The organism is Psychroserpens algicola (genome assembly GCF_014526325.1).
GTDB lineage: Bacteria > Bacteroidota > Bacteroidia > Flavobacteriales > Flavobacteriaceae > Psychroserpens > Psychroserpens algicola.
This window is the reverse complement of record NZ_JACNMJ010000003.1, coordinates 103,109-125,549: the sequence shown is the minus strand read 5'-3', so window position 1 is coordinate 125,549 and position 22,441 is coordinate 103,109. Positions and strand designations below refer to the sequence as shown.

The following is a 22,441-nucleotide window of genomic DNA, read 5'->3' as shown; positions in this document are numbered from 1 at the left end:
ACGACATTCATGACCAATAACGATATATTTAAAAAACTGAGAGTTGCGCACAAATTACGCGATGATGATATTGTAAAAATTTTAGAACTTGTAGATTTTAGAGTCACTAAAAGTGAATTAAATGCAATGTTTAGACGAGAAGACCATCCCAACTATATGGAGTGTGGTGATCAAATTCTAAGAAACTTCCTCAACGGATTAATCATTCACTTACGTGGACCAATGCCAAAACCACAAAAAAAGAAATCCTAAATAAATTTATTTACCAAAAGGTCATACACTTATATATGACTTGACGTATATAAAAAAAATCGTAATACAATCTCCATAATAGAAGGTCGTATCACAGCATAAAAAAAGCCCCTGAATACAGGAGCTTTTTTTATGTTATAACTATTATTATTTAAGCTAATACTTTTTGTACTTTATCTGCAGCTTCTTGAAACTCAGTAGCACTCATTACATCTAATCCAGAATTATCAATTAATTCTTTAGCGATATCAGCATTTGTTCCTTGTAAACGCACAATAATTGGCACTTCAATATTACCCATATTTTTATAAGCATCAATAACACCTTGAGCGACACGATCACAACGAACAATACCACCAAAAATATTGATTAAAATTGCTTTTACAGCTGGGTCTTTTAAAATAATCTGAAATGCAGCTTCAACACGAGCAGCATCTGCAGTTCCACCAACATCTAAAAAGTTAGCTGGCTCTCCTCCTGCTTGTTTAATTAAATCCATTGTTGCCATTGCAAGTCCAGCTCCATTTACCATACATCCTACATTACCATCAAGATCAACATAGTTTAATCCTAATTCTCCTGCTTCAACTTCAATAGGGTTTTCTTCACGTAAATCACGTAGAGCAGCTAAATCTTTATGTCTGAATAATGCATTATCATCTAAAGAGACTTTTGCATCTACTGCCATAATTTTATCATCACTAGTTTTTAACACTGGGTTAATTTCAAATAATGAAGAATCAGATTCTACATACGCTCTATATAATGCTGTTACAAACTTAGTCATGTCTTTAAATGCAGCACCTGAAAGTCCTAAGTTAAAGGCTACTTTTCGTGCTTGAAATGGTAAAATCCCTGTTGCAGGATCAATTTCTTCAGTAAAAATTAAATGCGGTGTTTCTTCAGCAACTGTTTCAATATCCATTCCTCCTTCTGTAGAATACATAATCATATTGCGACCAGTTCCTCTGTTTAAAAGAACAGACATGTAATATTCTTCTGGTTCAGAATCTCCAGGATAATATACATCTTCAGCAACCAAAACCTGGTGTACACGTTTTCCTTCTGCAGAGGTTTGTGGAGTAACTAAATCCATTCCAATAATTTGCCCTGCAATTGTTTTTACCTCGTCTAAGTTCTTAGCTAGTTTAACACCACCACCTTTTCCACGACCACCTGCGTGAACTTGTGCTTTAATAACGTGCCATCCTGTACCAGTATCTTCAGTTAATTTCTTAGCTGCTGCAACTGCTTCATCAGCATTTTGTGCAACAATACCTCGTTGAATACGTACGCCAAAACTGCTTAATAATTCTTTTCCTTGATATTCGTGTAAATTCATTTGGTTTTGAAATTTATGGTTTGTCTTCGGTTCATTTTCCGAAGCATTTTACGAGCACAAAAATAAACATACTAAAAGTTTTTACCAATAGTTTTTAGTATTGATTTTTTGCATAGGTATTTTAGTCTTTGAGTCGCTTAATTACAGAAAAAGCTTTGTCAACCAAATGATCTTCTACTACAATTGTAAATTCATTAGTTGTAGAAACCACTTCATATATCGTAATGTTTTCCCAAGCTAAACGCTTAAAAATCTGATAATACAAACCTGCAATTTTTGAATTACCTCTTGGCAGATAAATACTAATTGCTGATAATTTGTCTTGCAGACCAATTTGTGTCTCGTTTTTAAACGCCTCAAAAATGCTTTCCTTTTCTGAAGTTGAAATAATCATATTACTTTCAAACATACCTCGTGTAAAGGCATAAAAAATTTGATGATTTGCACTTATTTTCTCCAAAATTTGAGAATGACTATGAATCAATGTTTTAGAATTTTGAAATGTAAAATCGCTTAGATTTGAACGTACAGTTATATCTCCCAATTGATTAAAAACGGCTTTTAACCGACTCGAATTTTCAAGATGTAAAGGTTGTTGATGACGCCTTAAAGCCATCATAATTGCGCCATCTTTCACTGGCTTACGCAACATTTCTGAAATGGGCTGATTTAAATCTTTCGCTAAAGCAGAAAAATTAATAATATCTCGCGACAAACCTTCTTCTAAAAAAGGGCTTGAAGCTATAATCTCTTGTACACAAGAAGCAATGGTCTTCAATTTGTTAACTATTTAACATTTTGTGTAAAAATAGCAATATTTTATCATTTTCATGTTTTAATTTTGGATTACACTTATTTTCGCCCAAAATTTATATTTAAAACTAAGATTTAACACGAATGGAACACAATACCTTATTACAGATTGCAAAAGACTTTGGAAGTCCGGTTTATGTATATGATGCTGAAAAGATTACATTTCAGTACAAACGCTTAACATCGGCATTTGGTAAGGTAAAACAGTTAAAGCTAAACTACGCTGTAAAGGCATTATCTAATATTTCAGTATTAAAATTATTTAATCAACTTGGTTCTGGATTAGATACGGTTTCGATACAAGAAGTGCAGCTAGGCTTAAAAGCAGGCTTTAAACCTGAGCAAATTATTTATACACCTAATGGTGTGTCGCTTGCTGAAATTGAAAAGGCTGCAAAGCTAGGTGTTCAGATTAATATCGATAACCTTTCAGTATTAGAACAATTTGGCACCAAACATCCTAAAACACCTGTTTGTATTAGAATTAATCCACATGTGATGGCTGGTGGAAATACGAACATTTCCGTAGGACATATTGATAGTAAATTTGGGATTTCGATTCATCAGATTCCGCATTTATTACGCATTGTAGAAAACACCCAAATGAATATCAATGGTATTCACATGCATACAGGTAGTGATATATTAGACATCGACGTCTTTTTATATGCCAGCGAAATTTTGTTTGATACGGCTAAAAATTTTAAAAATTTAGATTTTATAGACTTCGGTTCCGGATTTAAAGTACCTTATAAAAGTGGAGATATTGAAACTAATGTTGAAGAGTTAGGTGAAAAACTTTCTAAGCGTTTTAATCAATTTTGCAAAACCTATGGCAAGCAACTTACTCTAGCCTTTGAACCTGGAAAGTTTTTGGTAAGTGAAGCAGGTTATTTCTTAACCAGTGTGAATGTCGTAAAACAAACAACATCTACTGTTTTTGCTCAAGTTGATTCTGGATTTAATCATTTAATCAGACCCATGCTTTATGGATCGCAACATGAGATTGTAAATATTTCTAATCCTGATGGTCGTGAACGGTTTTACTCGGTTGTTGGTTATATCTGCGAAACAGACACATTTGCTAATAACAGGCGTATTTCAGAAATTAACGAGGATGATATTCTCGCGTTTAAAAATGCTGGTGCTTACTGCTATTCGATGGCGTCAAACTACAATTCTCGTTACCGTCCGGCAGAAGTATTGTGGTATAATAAGAAAGCGCATCTTATCAGAAAACGAGAAACCTTTGATGATATTTTAAACAATCAGGTAGAAATTGATTTATAAAAAAAACGCAAGACTTAGAGCTTGCGTTTTTTTTATCTTTACACTTATGAAATATCTGTGTTTTACTTTAGTTCTATTTACGGTGTGGAGTTGTCAAAAGAATGAAGACCAAGACCCTTTACAAGGTATATTAGGTTCTGAGCATCCAGCTATTCAATCGGTAATGGATAACTTAGACAGTCATGAAGTTCAGATTATCGTAACTCGAATTTTAGATCATAATGACCAAGGCATCAATGCGGTTACGCATCGCTTTCAAGTTGACGATAAGGCTTATTTTTATCCTGCCAGTACGGTCAAATTTCCTATTGCTGTTTTAGCCTTAGAAAAGGTGAACTCTTTAAAACTGGTTACGAGTCAAACCCCTTATACCGTTTTAGGAGATTCGATATCATCAACAATAAGAGATGATATCAAAGCCATTTTTTCTGTTAGTGACAATGCATCCTACAACCGTTTGTACGAGTTTTTGGGTCGTGATTATATCAATGCAAAATTGAAACAAAAAGGACTTCAGCCTGCTAGAATCTCACACCGATTGGAGACCAAAAATCCATTGAATCCTAAGACAAAACCGATCGTATTTCAAAAGGAAAATGATTCAGTGTATCAGCTTCCGTATCAGGTCAATTCTGAGGTTCAGCATATAGCGTTAAAGGCATTGCAAAAAGGAATCGGTTATTATAAAAGTGATAGTTTGATACATACTCCAATGGATTTTTCGAAAAAAAACTATCTGCCAGTGTCTACTTTACATGAACTGATGAAACGGGTTCAGTTTCCTGAATCTTATAACGAAAATCAACGTTTTATGCTTAATGATAGCGATAAAGAATTTCTATTAGATGTGATGCAAATCGTTCCGCGAAAAGCTGGATTTAATGAAAAAGAGTATCACGATGGTTATGTAAAATTCTTCATGTATGGCGACTCCAAAAAGCGTATTCCTGATCATATTAACATATCAAATAAGGTCGGCTATGCTTATGGATATTTAACAGATTGTGCTTTTATTCAAGACCATGATAATGGCATTTCATTTATTGTCACTGCAACCATACACGTAAATAAGAACAGGATATTTAACGATGACCTATATGAGTACGAATCTATTGGAATACCGTTTTTAGCAGAATTGGGTCGTCAGCTTCATCAGTATTATATGGACTCAGAAACCGTTGAACATTAATTCTTAGTTGCTTTTAGAGGAGAATTAATCCAATAATCAGAAATATTTTTAAGCTTATCTGTATTTATCAAGGATTCACTCAGTCTTTCAGATTTGTTAACAAAGTACAAATCATCTGGCAATGTTTTATCTGTAAATACTTCTTGTACAAAAAGCTCTCTAAACTGATTGACACGTATAAATGTTTTCTTATTTAAATCTCGTCCAGTAATGTCTGTGACATTTTTGATTTTATAAGTAAGGTCCTGCATTGTTTCTTCAGTAATCGGACTACTAGAAGGAATGGCTCCATTTATCAAACTTATCTTTACAGTCTTACTATCATCTAAGGTTACACTATTAATCTTAAGTTTTTTTCGCTTGTAAATAAACCTGAAATTTCTACTATTTTCAATAGTTCGCTTATCTACTGTATTATTAAATCTTACATAAAAAGCATTTTCACCTTGATCAAAAGACACATCATCAATTTGAAAATCATCACGACTCTTCACTTTAAATTTATTGTTAAAAGAAATATAGTTTAGAAACATGCGATCGCCTTTAGGCTTGTATTCTATTTTTACCGAAAAGAACGGCTCGGGATCACCTACATTATATCCAAAACACTCCAATTTATGAATCGCATAATTATCGGCTGCTATGTAAATAGTTCCATCAGCTGTATTTTTTACTCCAGTGACCTCCTCAATAGCAAAGAACTTGATTTCGTAGATTAATGTATCATCCAAGTATAATTTCTGGGCGATTCTAAATTCATGATTATTTAAAAAGTCCTCTTTAAACGTATGTACAAAAGAAAAGCTATGATATTCATAATTTCTTATGGCATTATGAACGTTGAGAATACTTAATTCATTACCACCAATAGACGAAATAGTTGCATCTTTAATATACTTATATTTTTGGTTATCATATTCTTGAGTCAGCAATGTATCCTTAGGGAATTTTGAGTTTTGTTTAAATTGATAAAATGCTGCTTGGTTATTTTTGTACAGTAATTTATTGGTTTGAAAGCCTTCATCAAAAACTTCAATAATACCTTCGTTTAAATTAAAATACTTATTCTGTAACAGTTGGTAATCTCTATAATATCCAATATACGAATGTGGTCGTGTTGGAAAATTAACTCTCATTTTACTGATAGCTTTACCCACAATTTCCCTTACATTTTCGTATTCCTTTTTTGTTGTTCCTTTCGTAGTAGTAATCGTGACAGCGTTTAGAGCTTCGATTTTAGGTTTTAGGTAAATCGTATTTTGAATACCATCTTTTAAACTCTTAGCATCTATTGTTTTCGACTCATAACCAATGGAAGAAATGATTAAGACATCATCTTGGATTTTATACTTATACGGAAGTCTGAAATAACCATCCTCATCTGCGATAACGCCGTTATTTTTATTTTTGATGCTCACCGTTGCAAAAACAATTGGCAGCTTGTCTGACTGATCTAAAACCTGACAAAAAATTTCTCGGTCTTCAGGTGCTACAGGAGTCGTTTGAGCATTAACGTGATTTAAACCAATATAGATAAGAATACAGCAGACTGATTGTATTATTCTTTGCATCATTTTAATTTAATTTTATTGTTTTTACTTCGGAAACAAACGCATCATTTACAATACCTTCAACAACCAGTTTAATTTCACTGAATTGTTTATTTTCTATTTTAAATTCGATAGTACCATCACTATTCACTGTTAAATTTGGAAACCAATCGATAACTCCAAACTTATTAAAAAATGCATTATCATAAGACACATAATCTGGAATATAAAACTTTTTAGCTGCTGAAAATTTTAATGGAACTTGATAGGTTCCATAATTATCATCAACAGTAGCTTTCACCTTACTGCCAGGTCTTGTTTTTATACGAATTAAACCTGCGCCTCCAGAACGCATTCCGCCTCCTACTCCAGACTTATTGACTTCAACCCATTCAATCTGGTCTAAGGTTAAGCTTTTTAAAATTGTTAAATCCTCATGTAAAATAATTCCATCCAAATATACTATAGGAATCGTAGTTGCATTTTGCACAAAAAGCGTATGATCATCAAGGCTTGGAGCATCTGGCACATTGGTATTACTTGGGTTTTCTACATTCTGAAATGTTATACCATCTACTTGTACAGCACGTTCCTGGAATCCAGATGTTTGATTGTTGTATATTTCAAATTTACCAGGTGCGTCTGAAATTGTCCAGCCTTTATCTCTAAGGTAACGTACTAGAGTTCTATAGCGCTTCACAATCGTCTCATCGATAGCTTCAACATTACCAAGACTTCTATTTTTTAGTTTTTCAATTTCGGTATAGCCCTTTTTCTTATTGATAATAACCTCATCTAGTTTTTCAACCTTTTGCAAAATATTAGATGTAGATAAATCGACATATGGTGCTTCAGAATTTAACTTGGCAATTATGAGCGGTTGTAATGAAGTATTAAGCTCAGGAACTTTTATAGGATCAAACTGCATGTATAATTTCGGCTTTGCTTTTTTACTAATGCCATCTATACTACGAATTCTAATAACTTCATCTTGTAACGGAAACAATCCTGAAGCTGTATACGACGGATTGTCTTTGGTTAAACTTATAAATTTTGTTGAATGGTTTAAAGTAGGGTAAATCATCAATTGTTGATCTTCCCTTTCTGACGAATTAACCGTAAAACCTATACCATTTTCATAATCGAAATCATATTCAGGAGGATTATTAAAAATTGTATCCCAATCGTAACTGCTCCATCCTTGAGTGATTAATAAATTATCTAATTCAAATTGCTTTTTTGGTGTGATATCTGTAAAATAATACTGAGCTTGTTCAATATATCCCTTTAAATAAGGTTGCAAAAGTACATAGGACGCCATGTTATGGTGATGAAATGCATTTGTTTTACTTGGTAACACAGAAATACTGACTGCATTAGTCGATTTAATTTCGTCAATAGTATAGGCTAACGTAATTTTAATAGAGTCGTGATTAACTGTAGTACTTGGCACACCTGAAGTTATCATTTCAAGACCATCATGATTGAAATAAAGTCGCTCAACTAATGGATTATTTTTATCATCAAAAATGGTAAAAATATTGACGCCCTTATACAAATCTGGGTTATCAATAACCTTGATAACCTCTGAAGTTTCATCAAATTTAAAACTAATTTCTTTCAGGTTTTTTCCATTGTGAATGGCAAGTTTAAATAGGTTTTGACTAATACGCTCCAATGTTGTGGCATTTGTCTTTATTTTTAAAGCAACTTTCCCTCTTAAAGGAGTTACACTTAAAGCTATCCCCTGAGTTTTTATAGCATCTATATCTGTAGAATACTCTTGGCTTTCAGACTTAAATACAGCTTTATATGTTTCACCCGTTTTTGGTGTTAGCAAACACTTCCCTATTCCTAAATGATTGACTTTAAAATTGGTAACCACAACACCATTTTGATTTACAATTTCACCTTGAATATTAGGTATTCCCAGTCCTTGGCTATTTTTAATGATAACGCCTATAGTATTTTCAACTTCAGATAATAAATGACCGCCTTCAGGTAGAAACTGAGCATCAATTGTTTTGGTATCAATTTCAGAATCTAATTTTTTTTCTACTTCAGGATCTATGACTCTAACCGTTTCAATAAAAAGATTCTCTTCTTCAAAATTCCGCATCCAATTGGTATATAACTTAACCGAATAATAACCAGAAGTATACGAATCATTAATCTCAAAATCACCAGTTGCTATGCCATTTTCAACCATTAATAATTTTTGTTCTATCACAACACCTTTTTCGTCTGAAATTGTACAGTACAAATTGGCTGCTTGGCTAGCCAAGGTTTTAGAATATTTATCTAAAACATAAGCTTTAATACCTATAGTTTCACCTTTGACATAGATAGATTTATTAAGATGTGCATAAACTAATTCCCTATCCATTTCGGTATAATCCTTATAGGCAGATATAAGATCTATACCTTCATTTTGATCTTGAGCATTAACAACATGACCTAATAAAAATATTGCAACTAAACATTGAATGATTGTAAACTTTCTCATTATTCGTTGATTTTTAATTCTTTTACTTCGGAAATAAAAGTTCCATCATTAGAAACTCCCTCGATAAAAAGTTTAAGATTAGTAACTTGATTATTATATAGTTTTAAATTTAGCACACCATCAATGTCTGTACTGACATTTGAGAACCAGTCTATGATTCCATATTCATTAAAGAAATTACTTTCATATGATGTATACTTTGGAATATAGAAACGCTTGGTAACATCAAATTTTAATGGCACATCAAAGCTTTTATGTTCTACTTTTTTTGTTGGCTGTTCATAAGAACTCATAGGATTAGTTTTAATTTTTATAACACCTCCACCACCTCGCATGCCTGCTCCTACACCTGAATGATTAATTTCGATATAATCAATTTCATCCAATCGCATGTCCCTTAAAAGCCCTAAATCCTGATGTAAAATAATATCATCTATATAGACTACAGGAATATTATCTGCTGATTTTGTTCCTTTAAATGTTGCTGGGTTTCGCCTGTAAATTTCAAAACCATTACCACCTGCTTTGTTTTCTAAAACGACAAAGCCTCTAGCACTTAAATAACGCCCAACAGATTGCCATTTTTGCTTATTCTTATTATCAAAGAACTGAACTTTTCCTATAGTCGAATTTTTAATCTTTTCAACTTCAGTGTATTTACGTTTACCCGTTAATATGACTTCATCCAACTTCTCAATTTTTCTCCAGCCATTTTCAAAATCATTGTAATTATTCATTCCTGAGAATCCGGATTCTCGTGGTCTTAATGCAGTATAAGATGAGGCTAATTCAAAATCAGGAATACGCTTAGGACTAAAGTTTAAAGCTATATTAGGTGTTGTTGGTTTTCCTTTATTATCAATAGCACCTATTTCAATTTTTTCATCAGAAATTGGAAAAAACTCCTGTTTCTCAAACGCCATTTCTCCAGGCTGTAATTCTATGATTTCCAGCGGACTATTAAGTGTTGGGTAAATAATTAGTTGCTGCTGATTATTATTAGTAAAATTAGCTACATAGCTAATTCCGTTTTCAAAATCATAATCATAATCTGGAGGATCATTAAAAATTGTCTCCCAATCATAACTACTCCAGCCTTGCGTGCGTAGTAAAACATCTAACTCATATTGCTTTTTTGGTGTAACCGATTGAAAATAATAATGCGAGTTTTCAATATATCCTCTAACATAAGGCTGTAATAAAATTGATGAGGATATATTTTCATGATGATTATAAGCACGTGTATTGGATGGCATTACTGAAATACTAAAATTATTAAACTCCTCGACATTCAAACTTTTATAAGGTAATGATACAAGAAGCGAATCGCCTTTCTTTTTTACAGAAGGTTGACCAGACGTTATTAAGTTAACTCCCTCATAATTAAATAGCATTCGCTCTAAAAGTGGTGTATTATTTGCATCTAATACTGTGATAATATTAATACCAGGAAATAAATCTGAATTTGAAATCGCTTTTACAATCTCTAATTCATCATTAAATCTAAAGTTGAATTCTTTGAGTACATTACCATTATGCAATGCTATTGTATACACTTGATTTTGAAGGCTACTTAAAGTTGTAGTGTTCGTTTTTAGTGTCACAAAGGTGTTATCCTTTTGTTGATTTACTCGCAACCCAATACCTCGGGTTTCAGCTGCAGTAATATTAAATGTATACTCTTTTTCATCTAATTTTAAGCTTACTTTATAGGCCTTACCTGTTAGTGGTGTTAAACTAAATTGCCCTAAACCAAACTGATTGAGTTTAAATGTAGTGACCTGATTGTTTTCAGAATCTAAAACCTCACATTCTAAATTAGGAATTCCGAAACCAAAATTATCTTTGATTACAGCCCCAATAATAGTTTCAACATTAGCAACTAGATGACCACCTTCTGGTAAAAACTGTGCATCTATTTCAGATGTCGCCTTGAGTTGTTTGGCTTCTTTTTCAACTTCTGGATCGATGATACGGATGTTTTGAGAAAAGTAGTTTTTTTCATCAAAATTTTTCATCCAATTGGTGTAAGCTGTAATTTTATACTCCCCAGAAGTAAATAGACTATCTATGGTAAAATCATTAATGGCTATGCCATTGTTGACCATGAGTAGTTTTTTCTTAATAATAGAATTATTTGAATCACTTATCGTACAATACAAATTTGAAGTTTCAGTAGATAACAACTTACTTGCCTTATCCAAAACGTAAGCTTTAATCCCAATAGATTCACCTTTGATATATGTCGATTTATTCAGGTGTAAATAGACCACTTCGCGCTCTAATTCTGCATAGTCTTCATAAGATGACATTAGGTCTGTGCCCTGAGAAAACGCAGAATTACTAAAAAGCAGTAAACCAAATGTTAGTGATAGTAAGTATGATTTTACTTTCATAGATATAAAGATTGGTTAGTAAATTCTTAAGCACTTTTATACATGAGTTGATTATTCTCACGAATTGTGTTAAAAAGCTATTTTTTAAGTATCAAAAATCATACCGAAGCAGGAAAATTCTTATAAAAAATTAGTCCGTTTTTATCATTATCATAAAACCCAAACTCTCTAGTTTCCCAAGCTGTGTTTCTTAAAGCTGTATTGTCGTGAAACACATTTTGCGTTTTATATTCTTCAAATAACAAATCAACCTCATCAACATATATTCTTAAAAGCACACTATCCATGCCTTCAATCCAGTCCTTCTCATCATGCCATTGTAAGTGAATCTCGATATTATCTCTCACAACGCCTCCATAAGTAGGCTTATCGGTATGATCAGAAAAAGCATGTTTAAATCCCAGTTTTTCTACATAATAATTGAGAGCCTTTGTGACATCACGAACAGGTAAAACTGGATGAATTTGATGTAAAACAGCCTTATGCATTAGTCTTTTTTTACAGTACCACGAAAGTGATTTACATTAGAGTTAATTGGATTTCCTGAAGACCGTCTAAAAGATGCCAGCTGTCCACAATGCCATATAGCGTCGGCTATCGGACCATTAATCTGATTCCAGAACGGAATTTCACGTTCTCCAAAAATAATTTTGTATTCCGAAATATCATCACTTGTTCTCAATATATCAGCAGCTGTTTTTAAGTTTAGTAAAGTCTGTTTACGTTTGTCTTCGTAAGTAAGTTTAGAAGTGTCAACTTTATCATTACCCTTTTGTAAAGTTGAATTAACTATAATGTACGACAAACTTAAAATATGGTCTATAGTTTCTCCAGTAGAACGCACATCGGCATTAGGCTTAAAAGCTAAATCGTTTTCCGACAATCCTTCACTGGACCAGTAAAAACGAAATCCAAGAGCATCTACCATTCTGGCTGCTACAGTGCCTGCTGTAAATTCTTTTGAATATTCTGGCACTTCATAATACGGAAGTTGTTCTTTTGAATTGTCTTGAGCAAAACTCATAGCTGTTAAAATCAATGACAAGCTAATTATTAGGTGTTTCATTTTGAAGTTGTTTTGTCGGTTAATACGATATCGTCTTTAGTTTTTGGCGTTCTATCTTTTCCAACGGAAAATAACAAATAAGCTGTACTATCCTCTGAAAGCTGATACCTAAACTCTTGTCCCCAAGCATCTTTAGTGATATCCTTTCTTAAAGGGTTATTTCTAATAATGGTTTCTAACACTAATGGATAGACACCAATATCCCTCTTTTCTTTTTCGAGAAGATTAGCAATCTCAAGCAACTTATCTTCAGTTCTACTTATTTTAATACTAGGATAGATGAAGACTCCAAACAGAATAGCAATGCTTAAGCTGATAACGAACAGGGCAATACCTATTTTATCTGAAGGATATAACATTGATTTTTGAGGAAGACGGTTTGCTTTCTCATACCGTCGCTGTTTTCTTTTCTTAAACCAAAATTTTATATCAAGGTATATGAGAAGTATTTCGGCCAGTAATTCAGCAAAAAAACCATTCATACCATTAATCTCTTAGCTCTTCAGTATTTGAAATGGTTTGTGTCCCATAGGTGTCAATTAAGTACACCAAGGCAGTCATTGAAGCTGCACCTAATTCTAACTCTCGTTTATTCACATGTTCGAATGTATCATTCGCGGCATGATGGTGATCAAAATAGCGCTGTGAATCCGGACGCAAGCCAGCTAATACCAATCCTTCTTCTTTTAATGGTCCTATGTCTGCTCCGCTGTATCCTTTTTCAAAGAAATGAATTAAATACGGTTTAAATAAAGGTCTCCAACTTTGAACTTTAGCCAGCATAGCTTCACTACAATCAAAGCTAAACCCTCTTGGTGTAAATCCTCCTGAGTCACTCTCTAAAGCAAACACATGGTTTTCTTTTTTAGATTTGGCAACTTCTGCATACTTACGTCCGCCACGTAAACCATTTTCTTCATTCATAAATAATACAGCACGAATAGTACGTTTTGGTCGAATACCACTTTCCTTTAGCAATCTCAGCACATCCATAGACTGTACAACGCCTGCGCCATCATCATGAGAGCCATCTCCTAAATCCCAAGAATCTAAGTGACCTCCAACAACAATAATTTCATTTGGAAATTCGCTACCAGTAATTTCACCAATAACATTATACGATTGCACATCGGCCAATTGTTTACAGCTTTGACTAAAAAAGAAATTAATGTCTTTGTCCAAAGCTAACATCCCGCTTAATAATTCTGCATCATTTGTACTAATGGCTGCAGAAGGAATACGCTGGTTAACTGGCAAATCTCCGTAGCTCATACTTCCCGTGTGTGGATAATCATCAAGTCTTAAATTTAATGAACGCACTATAGTCCCAACAGCACCATATTTAGCAGCCTCAGCCGCACCTCTATAACGCTCTGATGAACAACCGCCATAGGCTTCAAATGTATTGATTAAATCGGCTTGCATTGGTCGGTTTATAAAAACTATTTTTCCTTTGATTTTATCGGTACCTAAAGCTTCTAAGTCTGTATAACTATTCACTTCAATAACTTTTGCTTTCACACCTCCATTAGGAGTTGCAACCGATCCTCCAAGCGCACAAATATTAACACTCGTTGTTTGTCCAGGTGATGTTTCGATATAAGCAAATTCTGGAGCACCTCTTACCCATCTTGGCACCATTACTGGTTGTAACCAAACTTTATCTAAGCCTAATTTCTCAAGTTCTTCTTTGGTGTATTGTACCGCCTTTTCAGCGTTCAATGAACCTGATAATCGACCACCAATTTGATTAGACAAGTGGTCTAACCATTGGTAACTCATACCATTAGTTAAAGAATTTGAAAAAATTTGTTTGAGATTTTCAGCATCTGTTTGAGCTGAAATTTGAAGTGTAAAAAAACAAAATAAAAGAATAAGCATTCGCTTCATATGATGGTATTTTTCAATGAAGCCTAAAGATAGTATTTTAAACAGTTAAGATTTAAAAATAAATCTTAAAATAATCAGCTTATTCACTTTCTAACTGTTTTATATACATATCGAGATTAGCCTTAACATCTTCATCTAACTCAGGTTCTACTATGTCTTTATATTGTATGAGCGTGTCGTATATAATTCTAGCAACAATATAACGTGCTGTAGGTTTATCATCTGCAGGTATTGTATACCAAGGCGCATGTGTTTTAGATGTTCTGTTTATTGCATCTTCGTAGCAGTCTTGATAGCGATCCCAAAGTTTACGTTCCTCGAGGTCTCCTGGTGAGAATTTCCAGTTTTTATCAGCCCTGTGCAAACGTCTTAGTAATCTGTTTTTTTGCTCCTCTTTAGAAAGGTGTAAGAAAAACTTAAAAATAATCGTTCCGTTTTCGGCAATATGCCTTTCAAAATCATTGATTTGATTAAAACGTTTATCCCAAAATGCATCATTAACATCTTTAACAGTTGTTACATCAGGCAAATTTTCTCCTAAAATATAGCCAGGATGCACTCGTGTTACTAATACATTTTCATAATGAGTTCTATTAAACACACCAAATTTTCCACGAGCAGGAAGCGCAATATAATGTCGCCATAAGTAATCATGGTCACGTTCTAATTCAGTAGGTACTTTAAAGCTATGTACGACAATTCCTCTGGTATTAAAATCTTTAAACACCTCTCTTATCATACTGTCTTTTCCGGCAGTATCCATTCCTTGTATACAAATTAAGACAGCATATTTGCCATGAGCATAAATTGTATTTTGAAAATCACCCAATTGCTCTCTTACATCTTCGAGTTCATTTTCAATTTCTTTTTTCTTAGCATCTAAGTCAAAAGTTGTCGATATCTTATCTAAGTTGATAGGCGCAATAACTTTAAAATCGTCAATATTTATATTCTTCATTTTAGTGGTGTTAATCTTATTTTTGCTCTTGGTTCTCTTTATTTTCTTGATGTTCTTCTTTAAATAAAAGCGGATGATCATCCATTCCTAAACCAACTATTTTGATAATACTACTAACAGCATTGTATAGCATTAATACGACACTAATCAGTCCGCCACTTAATATAGCTGAAAGTGCTAAACTTAAATAGTAGAAAGTCGAATACCAGCTTGTAGGAACATTATCTGCTTCAGTAATCGGTATATTCAACAATTGAAAGACAATCATAGCTGCAACGAAAACAACAGTATCAATCTTAGCAATTAAAAGCACATGCTTGTAGTGTTCGGCTGTTAATTTAGACTTCGTACTAGAGCTAACACTTAGTAAAGTTAACAATAAAGCTAAAATTGTTGCTGATGCCAGTACGATTGTATTACACAAAGTATTAGTACCAGGCAAAGATGTTTTTATAAGTTCCTTGGCTTCATAACCACTTATATTCCCTAAAAAGTATGCTCCCAAACCAATAACAAAAGAGGCAATTATTCCTCCAGATAAAGCTCTCTTATTGTATTGGGTTAATTTTATCATTTTAAATATTTATTTAGTAGCAAAGAGTTTGACATCAGTTTCACTGACTTCTTTTCCTCCTAAGATAATTAAACGTTCTACAACATTTCTTAATTCACGAATGTTACCTGTCCAATCATATTCTTGAAGTAGTTTAATGGCTTTATCTGAAAATTCTTTTTTTGCGGTTCCTTGTTCTTCGGAAATTTTAGTTGAAAAGTGACTTACCAGCAACGGAATGTCTTCACGTCTATCATTTAAAGCTGGAACTTTAATAAGAATTACCGCTAATCTGTGATACAAATCTTCTCTAAATCGACCTTCAGCAATTTCTGTTTTCAAATTTTTATTAGTGGCAGCAACCACACGAACATCTACTTTGATGTCTTTATCGTTTCCAACACGCTGAATCTTATTTTCCTGTAAGGCACGTAAAACTTTGGCTTGCGCAGAAAGACTCATATCTCCAATTTCATCTAAGAAAATCGTACCACCATTAGCAGCTTCAAACTTCCCTGCTCTATCTTTAACTGCGCTGGTAAAAGCACCTTTAACGTGTCCGAACAGCTCACTTTCAATCAATTCAGCAGGAATGGCTGCACAATTCACCTCGATTAAAGGCCCTTTTGAACGTTCGCTTTTTTGGTGTAACCAATGAGCGACCAATTCTTTACCTGTTCCGTTTGGACCAGTAATTAAGACTCTGGCGTCTGTTGCAGATACCTTTTCAATCATATCTTTAATATGAGCAATAGCTTCACTCTCGCCAATCATCTCATACTTTTTGCTCACTTTCTTTTTAAGCATTTTATTTTCAACAACCAGTTCTTTTCGGTCTAAAGCAATCCGAACAGTGTTAAGCAGTCTGTTTAAATCTGGCGGCTTAGAAATATAATCAAAAGCACCTAATCGCATTGTATTTACAGCTGTATCCAAATCACCATGCCCAGAAATCATTACCATTGGCGTTTCTGGCTTAATTTTTTTAACAGCTTCTAGTACTTCGACGCCATCCATTTTTGGCATTTTGATATCACAAAGTACCAAGTCAAAATCTTCTTTTTTAATTTTTTCTACACCAGCCAGACCATCTTCAGCTTCATCAACTTCATAAGTATCATTTTCTTCTGAAAGTATTTTAACCAACACTCTTCGGATAGCTGCTTCGTCTTCAATTACTAAAATTTTTGCCATTTTTATATTTTAAATTTTAATCCGGTTCTTAAATAGAATGCATTCACATCGTCTAATTTAAAAACTTCATCTCTATTTTCATTTCGCAATACATTATTTAATCTAAATGTATAACCTGTATACATATAGGCGACTAGATGTTTAGTAAAGCAATATTCATACCCAAGTCCGCCAACTGCTACAGATAATGATATATGATCCACTTGTTTTCCGTTAAGGGTTTGCGGTCGTTGTAAGTGTGCAAAGTAACCATCTAAAGCTACAAAAGTTTGAACAATGCTCTTTTCAGAAAAGAAATATTTAACATTTGATTTAGGTACACCTGCAGAAAACGACCATTTATCATTTACGCGCCTGTAATAACTCACAAACGGCAATGGAAAAGGAACACCTGTAGTAGAATTATAGGTTAGCCCTAATATCAATCGGTAAGGCTTGTTTGCACTTTCGTCTTTGGTCCTATCGTTAATTGCAAAAACACCTCCATTTAAAAAAAAGTCGTCTGAGGTTAATTTTTCGGTTAAGGTTGATGCAATACGCGGATTGAACTTTAACCCTAAACGCCATTTTTCACTAGTTTTAAAAGTGTAGGCTATGTTTAGATCTATGATATTAATAGTTTCTAAGAGTGATGTGTCAAATGCATAATCATCTTCTAGATTAAGAATGACACGATTATATTCGGCTCCAACGATGAGATAACAATCTTCACTGGTTTCTATCGGGTAATTAAGCAAAGCTCTTAACCTGGTGTATTGATCTTCAGAATTACTTTTAGGAATGAACGAGTATTCTAATCGTGCTAAATCTGTAAGTTGAGCCATTAGCATTTGTGTAAAAAAACAAAAACATATGACAATAACAGATTTATACAACTTCATAAATATAAAATTTAACGATTAAATACTAGACATTTCGTTATTCAGGCTTCTGAATAATATGAATATCTCTTTGCGGAAATGGGATAGTAACATTATGTTCTCTAAACAACTTATCTATCTCAAAACGTATATCACTCTTTGGAAATTGTGCTTTAAAACTATCTGCTAGTGTAAACACCAATTTAAAGTTTAATGAACTGTCTCCAAAATTTGTAAAAACAACGGTCGGCTCTGGTGAGCTTATAACATCAGGATGTGTGCTTGCTGCTTGCAAAAGCAATTTCTTGACTAATTGTACATCGCTACCATAAGCAACACCAACTTCAACACTTTCTCTGGTTAGCGTTCCGTTTTGTGTCCAATTATAAAGGCTATTGGTTAAATATAAATGATTAGGAATAACCAGTACTTTATTATCAATAGTCACAGCCCTTGTCGTTCTTAATTTAATTTCTTCTACACGACCTACTTTCCCTTCAATTTCAATAATATCTCCAACGTGAACAGATTGATCAATTAAGATAAACACTCCAGATATAATATCTTGAAATAAAGTTTGCAACGCTAAACCAACACCAATTAATAATGCTGCAGAAGCTGCAAAAACAGCGGTTACATTTACACCTACTGTATGGAGCGTAATAAGGAGTATTACGACATATACTAACCATCTAAAATACCCATAAACAACATTGAATTTACCTTTATCATCTTCGGGTAAGTTTCTTGTTAATATTCTCAAAACCAACCTAAGTACAACAGTTGTAATAAAAATTACGGTAATAATGACGATAAGATCTAATATCGAAATGCTTATTTTATCATTAACATCGATATGCAGATTCAGAAAATTTCTCACATTTTCCCAAGCGGAACTTTCAGTAATTTTTTCCTCTATTTTAGATAAATCTTGAACCATTATTAATATTTAATCCATTTATACAGTTCTTTATAACTTGGTTTTTTTCCATACATTAATATACCAACTCGATATATTTTAGCCGCAAACCATACAGTAAAAATAAAAGTAAACGCTAAAATAGCAAACGATAGTATTTGTTGCCATATAGGAACACCAAACGGTATTCGCATAAGCATGACTACAGGTGATGTGAATGGTATAAATGAAAATACAGTTGAGACGGTTCCATGAGGATCCTCAATTACTGTAAAAATCCCAACATAAACTGCCAGTACCAACGGCATTATAATTGGCAGCATAAATTGTTGTGTATCGGTCTCATTATCTACTGCGGCTCCAACAGCTGCATACAACGAACTGTATAATAAATAACCACCAATAAAGAAAAACATAAAGGCTATCACCAAATTCACTAATGGTAAATTAAGAAACGATTGCCAAGCCAACTGCATTTCGTTTGCTACGTCAGGATTTTGCATTGCCTGATTCATCATTTCCTGTTGCGGTGTTTGCATTTGTGCCATATCGACACCAAAAATCATAGACAATACCAGCATCAGAACACCTCCTAAAACTACCCATATTGCAAATTGTGTGATTCCTGCTAAAGATGTTCCAATGATTTTACCGAGCATTAATTGTACTGGCTTTACCGAAGAGATAATTATCTCAATAATTCTACTTGTTTTTTCTTCGATTACACTACGCATAATCATGTTTCCATAAATAATGATAAACATAAATAACAAATAACCGGCTGCTCCTCCAAACGCTAATTTTAAAACACTATCTATTTTAGATGTTTTCTCTCCTGTAAATGTTTCTTGTGCGATGGTTACATTTGTTTTTGAAGCTTCAATTTTCTCAATATCAACACCGTTTTTTTGAAGTTTGGCATCTTCAAGTTTTTTTTCAATTTTACGTTCTAAACTCGATATAATAGATAACGATGGAGACTCGTCTGAATAAAATCGAACACTTGATATGACCTCTTCGGGATTTTCACTTTTTTCGATATATAGTAAACCAAAATCTTCATTAGACTTTATTAATTCTTTAGCCGTTTCAAGATTAGTATCAGTTAAAATAGTATACTTCGTATGTTCTTTATCAACAAATACTTCACTTAATACTCCTGTTTCATCTAATATGGAAATATGTCGGTCTTTATCATTATTTAATTGCGACAAATAAGCTACAACAGCTATAAGAGCGACCATAATTAGCGGACTTACAAATGTCATAACGATAAACGATTTATTCTTAACTTTAGTAAGATATTCACGTTTAATAATAAGCGGCAAATGGTTCATGTTAATTATTTTTTACAGTTTGAATAAAAATATCATTAGCACTAGGAATGACTTCAACAAAATGGTGCACCTCAGCTTTTGAAGTTAAAAATTTCAGCAGATCATTTGAATTCTCTTGAGCTTTCAACTTCACATTTAGCTTTACATCATCATTTAAATTTTTGAATGTTGCTGGCATGACTTCAAATTTTTCTTTGATAGCATTAGTCACACTCTCTACAGTATCTGTTTGCAGTCCAACCTCGAAGGTATTGGTTTTATATTGACGTTTAATATCTGTTAACTTTCCATCTAAAACTTTATTAGATTTATGGATTAGAGCAATATGATCACATAACTCCTCTACGGATTCCATTCGATGTGTTGAAAATATTACTGTCGCTCCTTCGTCTCTTAACTGAAGAATTTCATCTTTAATCAAATTGGCATTTATAGGATCAAACCCTGAAAAAGGTTCGTCAAAAATCAATAATTTAGGTTGATGCAAGACTGTTACAATAAACTGAATTTTTTGCGCTTGTCCTTTACTAAGCTCTTGAATTTTTTTATTCCACCAATCCCCTATGTCTAATTTTTCGAACCAGTACTTTAAGCGCTTTTTGGCTTCTTGCTTAGTTAAGCCTTTAAGTTGGGCCAAATACAAGGCTTGTTCTCCAACTTTCATAGATTTATAGAGACCGCGTTCTTCGGGTAAATAGCCAATATTTTGTATATGCTCAGGCATTAAAGGTTCTCCGTCAAGCATGACCTGACCTGTATCTGGCATGGTAATTTGATTGATAATTCTGATGAGCGTTGTTTTTCCTGCTCCATTAGGTCCTAGCAAACCAAAAATACTTCCTTTGGGAACTGAAATAGACACATTATTGAGTGCCGTAAAATTTCCAAAGTTTTTTGAAACAGAATCTGCTACTAATAGGTTGTTCATATATTAATTATGATAAGTTGGTATTATCTTGTAAAGATAAAAATGTTAGTCACGTAATCAGTGCTTATCTCACTAAAATGTTAACGCTAATAGTAGATTTATTTATAAGTTAAAATTGCATGACCTATGATATAAAAATTCTTAAAAAAACAAAACCCACCCTTAAAACTAATTAAGGATGGGAAAAAATTGCTATGAAAAAGAAAAATTACCACTAATTGAAATTAGTGATAATTCAAATATAGTGTTTTTTCTTAAAAAAGAGAATGTTATGAAAACATATCTTTAACTTTTTCAAAAAATGACTTATCAGAGCTCTCTGGTTTTGGCTCGAAGTGCTCGTCACTCCTCATATTCTCGAAGAATTCTTTCTGCTCTTTACTCAATGTTTTAGGTGTCCAAACGTTCACATGAACTAATAAATCACCACTACCATAACCATTTATACTAGGTATACCTTTTCCGCGTAAACGAAGAATTTTACCTGACTGCACACCTGCTTCAACTTTAATTCTCACCTTACCTGTAACGGTATCTATTTCCTTTGAAGTTCCAAGAACAGCATCTGGTAAACTCACATACAAATCATAATGTAAGTTATCGCCTTCACGTTTAAGTGTATCATGTTCCTTCTCTTCAACAACAACTAGTAAGTCTCCAGAAATACCATTACCTGGTGCTTCATTTCCTTTACCTGTAACTTTAAGTTGCATACCATCAACAACACCTGCAGGTATTTTAACCGAAACCGTTTCTTCTTCTGCAAGCATCCCTTGCGCATCTGCATTAGATGGCTTTTTGTCTATGCTCTGTCCTGCACCTCCACAGGTTGGACAAGCTGACGCTGTTTGCATTCGTCCTAAAATGGTATTAGTAACACGTGTAACCTGACCTGAACCATTACATGTTCCGCAGGTTTTATAAGTCGTTCCTGGCGCTTGTACTTTTCGTTTAACTTTAATCTTCTTTTCTACACCATTAGCCACTTCTTCTAATGTCAAACTCACTCTAATTCTAAGATTACTTCCTTTAACACGTCTTTGGCCTCCACCAAATCCGCCGCCAAATCCAGAGAAACCTCCACCACCAAAAGCACCTCCAAAGATATCACCAAACTGGCTAAATATGTCATCCATATTCATACCACCTCCGCCAAATCCGCCTGCTCCATCAAAAGCCTGATGTCCAAATTGGTCGTAACGTGCTTTCTTATCTGCGTTACTTAAAACTTCATATGCTTCAGCCGCTTCTTTAAACTTTGCTTCTGCATCCTTATCATCAGGATTTTTATCAGGATGATATTTTAAAGCCATCTTTCGATAGGCTTTTTTGATTTCAGCTGCAGACGCACTTTTATCAACGCCTAGTATTTCATAATAATCTCTCTTTGCCATATCT

The 22,441-nt window shown here is 33.5% G+C and carries 20 protein-coding genes; 3 read left to right on the top strand and 17 right to left on the bottom strand.

What is annotated here, in order from left to right:
- Positions 1-9 precede the first annotated feature (9 nt).
- Positions 10-252, top strand: coding sequence for a DUF1456 family protein (locus H7350_RS09195; protein WP_204345615.1), 243 nt, complete (start codon positions 10-12; stop codon positions 250-252).
- Between the two features lie 151 nt (positions 253-403).
- Here the strand turns inward: H7350_RS09195 and sucC are convergent, their stop codons facing one another.
- Positions 404-1,594 carry an ADP-forming succinate--CoA ligase subunit beta gene (gene sucC / locus H7350_RS09190; protein WP_204345614.1) on the bottom strand — a complete coding sequence of 397 codons (1,191 nt, stop codon included), beginning with the start codon at positions 1,592-1,594 and terminating at the stop codon, positions 404-406.
- A gap of 121 nt (positions 1,595-1,715) precedes the next feature.
- The gene (locus tag H7350_RS09185) at positions 1,716-2,372 is read right to left on the bottom strand and encodes a hypothetical protein (RefSeq protein WP_204345613.1); all 657 of its coding nucleotides are present in this window, start codon (positions 2,370-2,372) and stop codon (positions 1,716-1,718) included.
- 119 nt (positions 2,373-2,491) lie between these two features.
- Between H7350_RS09185 and lysA the strand changes: the two genes are divergently transcribed.
- Both lysA and H7350_RS09175 read left to right on the top strand, forming a co-directional pair.
- Entirely contained in the window at positions 2,492-3,697 is a 1,206-nt protein-coding gene (lysA, locus tag H7350_RS09180; RefSeq protein WP_204345612.1) for a diaminopimelate decarboxylase, read from the top strand.
- Positions 3,698-3,743: 46 nt separating this feature from the next.
- Positions 3,744-4,886 carry a serine hydrolase gene (locus tag H7350_RS09175; RefSeq protein WP_204345611.1) on the top strand — a complete coding sequence of 381 codons (1,143 nt, stop codon included), beginning with the start codon at positions 3,744-3,746 and terminating at the stop codon, positions 4,884-4,886.
- On the opposite strand, the gene H7350_RS09170 is transcribed toward H7350_RS09175, so the two are convergent.
- The 15 genes from H7350_RS09170 to dnaJ all read right to left on the bottom strand — a co-directional run bounded on the left by H7350_RS09170 (position 4,883) and on the right by dnaJ (position 22,437).
- Entirely contained in the window at positions 4,883-6,460 is a 1,578-nt protein-coding gene (locus tag H7350_RS09170; RefSeq protein ID WP_204345610.1) for a carboxypeptidase-like regulatory domain-containing protein, read from the bottom strand. The two genes, H7350_RS09175 and H7350_RS09170, sit on opposite strands and share 4 nt — an antisense overlap.
- 1 nt (position 6,461) lies before the next feature.
- Positions 6,462-8,942, bottom strand: coding sequence for a hypothetical protein (locus H7350_RS09165; RefSeq protein WP_204345609.1), 2,481 nt, complete (start codon positions 8,940-8,942; stop codon positions 6,462-6,464).
- A complete protein-coding gene (locus tag H7350_RS09160; protein WP_204345608.1) occupies positions 8,942-11,338 on the bottom strand; it encodes a hypothetical protein in 2,397 nt (798 codons plus the stop codon). Before H7350_RS09160 ends, H7350_RS09165 begins: the two co-directional genes overlap by 1 nt.
- A 98-nt stretch (positions 11,339-11,436) precedes the next feature.
- Entirely contained in the window at positions 11,437-11,826 is a 390-nt protein-coding gene (locus H7350_RS09155; RefSeq protein ID WP_204345607.1) for a glyoxalase superfamily protein, read from the bottom strand.
- Entirely contained in the window at positions 11,826-12,404 is a 579-nt protein-coding gene (locus H7350_RS09150) for a hypothetical protein (protein ID WP_204345606.1), read from the bottom strand. The genes H7350_RS09155 and H7350_RS09150 overlap by 1 nt, the downstream gene beginning before the upstream one ends.
- On the bottom strand, positions 12,401-12,886 hold the full coding sequence (locus tag H7350_RS09145; RefSeq protein WP_204345605.1) for a type II secretion system protein GspG: 486 nt from the start codon (positions 12,884-12,886) through the stop codon (positions 12,401-12,403). Before H7350_RS09145 ends, H7350_RS09150 begins: the two co-directional genes overlap by 4 nt.
- A 4-nt stretch (positions 12,887-12,890) precedes the next feature.
- Complete coding sequence (locus H7350_RS09140; RefSeq protein WP_204345604.1) at positions 12,891-14,294, bottom strand: M20/M25/M40 family metallo-hydrolase; 1,404 nt, start codon at positions 14,292-14,294, stop codon at positions 12,891-12,893.
- A gap of 79 nt (positions 14,295-14,373) precedes the next feature.
- A complete protein-coding gene (locus H7350_RS09135; RefSeq protein ID WP_204345603.1) occupies positions 14,374-15,252 on the bottom strand; it encodes a PPK2 family polyphosphate kinase in 879 nt (292 codons plus the stop codon).
- Positions 15,253-15,268: 16 nt separating this feature from the next.
- Complete coding sequence (locus tag H7350_RS09130) at positions 15,269-15,826, bottom strand: hypothetical protein (RefSeq protein ID WP_204345602.1); 558 nt, start codon at positions 15,824-15,826, stop codon at positions 15,269-15,271.
- A 9-nt stretch (positions 15,827-15,835) separates the two neighbouring features.
- Entirely contained in the window at positions 15,836-16,999 is a 1,164-nt protein-coding gene (locus H7350_RS09125; protein WP_204345601.1) for a sigma-54-dependent transcriptional regulator, read from the bottom strand.
- Positions 17,000-17,001: 2 nt separating this feature from the next.
- Positions 17,002-17,823: a DUF6268 family outer membrane beta-barrel protein gene (locus H7350_RS09120; protein ID WP_235989310.1), complete on the bottom strand. Its 822-nt coding sequence runs from the start codon at positions 17,821-17,823 to the stop codon at positions 17,002-17,004.
- A 94-nt stretch (positions 17,824-17,917) separates the two neighbouring features.
- Positions 17,918-18,799 carry a mechanosensitive ion channel family protein gene (locus H7350_RS09115; RefSeq protein ID WP_204345599.1) on the bottom strand — a complete coding sequence of 294 codons (882 nt, stop codon included), beginning with the start codon at positions 18,797-18,799 and terminating at the stop codon, positions 17,918-17,920.
- Positions 18,800-18,801: 2 nt separating this feature from the next.
- Positions 18,802-20,115, bottom strand: a complete 1,314-nt coding sequence (locus H7350_RS09110) for an ABC transporter permease (RefSeq protein WP_204345598.1) — start codon at positions 20,113-20,115, stop codon at positions 18,802-18,804.
- A 1-nt stretch (position 20,116) separates the two neighbouring features.
- Positions 20,117-21,043 carry an ABC transporter ATP-binding protein gene (locus H7350_RS09105; protein WP_204345597.1) on the bottom strand — a complete coding sequence of 309 codons (927 nt, stop codon included), beginning with the start codon at positions 21,041-21,043 and terminating at the stop codon, positions 20,117-20,119.
- Between the two features lie 269 nt (positions 21,044-21,312).
- On the bottom strand, positions 21,313-22,437 hold the full coding sequence (gene dnaJ, locus H7350_RS09100; RefSeq protein WP_204345596.1) for a molecular chaperone DnaJ: 1,125 nt from the start codon (positions 22,435-22,437) through the stop codon (positions 21,313-21,315).
- Between the last annotated feature and the right edge of the window lie 4 nt (positions 22,438-22,441).

Excerpts from the sequence above, each read along its gene's own strand:
- H7350_RS09195 (WP_204345615.1), top strand. The coding sequence starts at position 10 with ATGACCAATAACGATATATTTAAAAAACTGAGAGTTGCGCACAAATTA.
- sucC (WP_204345614.1), bottom strand. The coding sequence starts at position 1,594 with ATGAATTTACACGAATATCAAGGAAAAGAATTATTAAGCAGTTTTGGC.
- lysA (WP_204345612.1), top strand. The coding sequence starts at position 2,492 with ATGGAACACAATACCTTATTACAGATTGCAAAAGACTTTGGAAGTCCG.
- H7350_RS09175 (WP_204345611.1), top strand. The coding sequence starts at position 3,744 with ATGAAATATCTGTGTTTTACTTTAGTTCTATTTACGGTGTGGAGTTGT.
- H7350_RS09170 (WP_204345610.1), bottom strand. The coding sequence starts at position 6,460 with ATGATGCAAAGAATAATACAATCAGTCTGCTGTATTCTTATCTATATT.
- H7350_RS09165 (WP_204345609.1), bottom strand. The coding sequence starts at position 8,942 with ATGAGAAAGTTTACAATCATTCAATGTTTAGTTGCAATATTTTTATTA.
- H7350_RS09160 (WP_204345608.1), bottom strand. The coding sequence starts at position 11,338 with ATGAAAGTAAAATCATACTTACTATCACTAACATTTGGTTTACTGCTT.
- H7350_RS09155 (WP_204345607.1), bottom strand. The coding sequence starts at position 11,826 with ATGCATAAGGCTGTTTTACATCAAATTCATCCAGTTTTACCTGTTCGT.
- H7350_RS09150 (WP_204345606.1), bottom strand. The coding sequence starts at position 12,404 with ATGAAACACCTAATAATTAGCTTGTCATTGATTTTAACAGCTATGAGT.
- H7350_RS09145 (WP_204345605.1), bottom strand. The coding sequence starts at position 12,886 with ATGAATGGTTTTTTTGCTGAATTACTGGCCGAAATACTTCTCATATAC.
- H7350_RS09140 (WP_204345604.1), bottom strand. The coding sequence starts at position 14,294 with ATGAAGCGAATGCTTATTCTTTTATTTTGTTTTTTTACACTTCAAATT.
- H7350_RS09135 (WP_204345603.1), bottom strand. The coding sequence starts at position 15,252 with ATGAAGAATATAAATATTGACGATTTTAAAGTTATTGCGCCTATCAAC.
- H7350_RS09130 (WP_204345602.1), bottom strand. The coding sequence starts at position 15,826 with ATGATAAAATTAACCCAATACAATAAGAGAGCTTTATCTGGAGGAATA.
- H7350_RS09125 (WP_204345601.1), bottom strand. The coding sequence starts at position 16,999 with ATGGCAAAAATTTTAGTAATTGAAGACGAAGCAGCTATCCGAAGAGTG.
- H7350_RS09120 (WP_235989310.1), bottom strand. The coding sequence starts at position 17,823 with ATGGCTCAACTTACAGATTTAGCACGATTAGAATACTCGTTCATTCCT.
- H7350_RS09115 (WP_204345599.1), bottom strand. The coding sequence starts at position 18,799 with ATGGTTCAAGATTTATCTAAAATAGAGGAAAAAATTACTGAAAGTTCC.
- H7350_RS09110 (WP_204345598.1), bottom strand. The coding sequence starts at position 20,115 with ATGAACCATTTGCCGCTTATTATTAAACGTGAATATCTTACTAAAGTT.
- H7350_RS09105 (WP_204345597.1), bottom strand. The coding sequence starts at position 21,043 with ATGAACAACCTATTAGTAGCAGATTCTGTTTCAAAAAACTTTGGAAAT.
- dnaJ (WP_204345596.1), bottom strand. The coding sequence starts at position 22,437 with ATGGCAAAGAGAGATTATTATGAAATACTAGGCGTTGATAAAAGTGCG.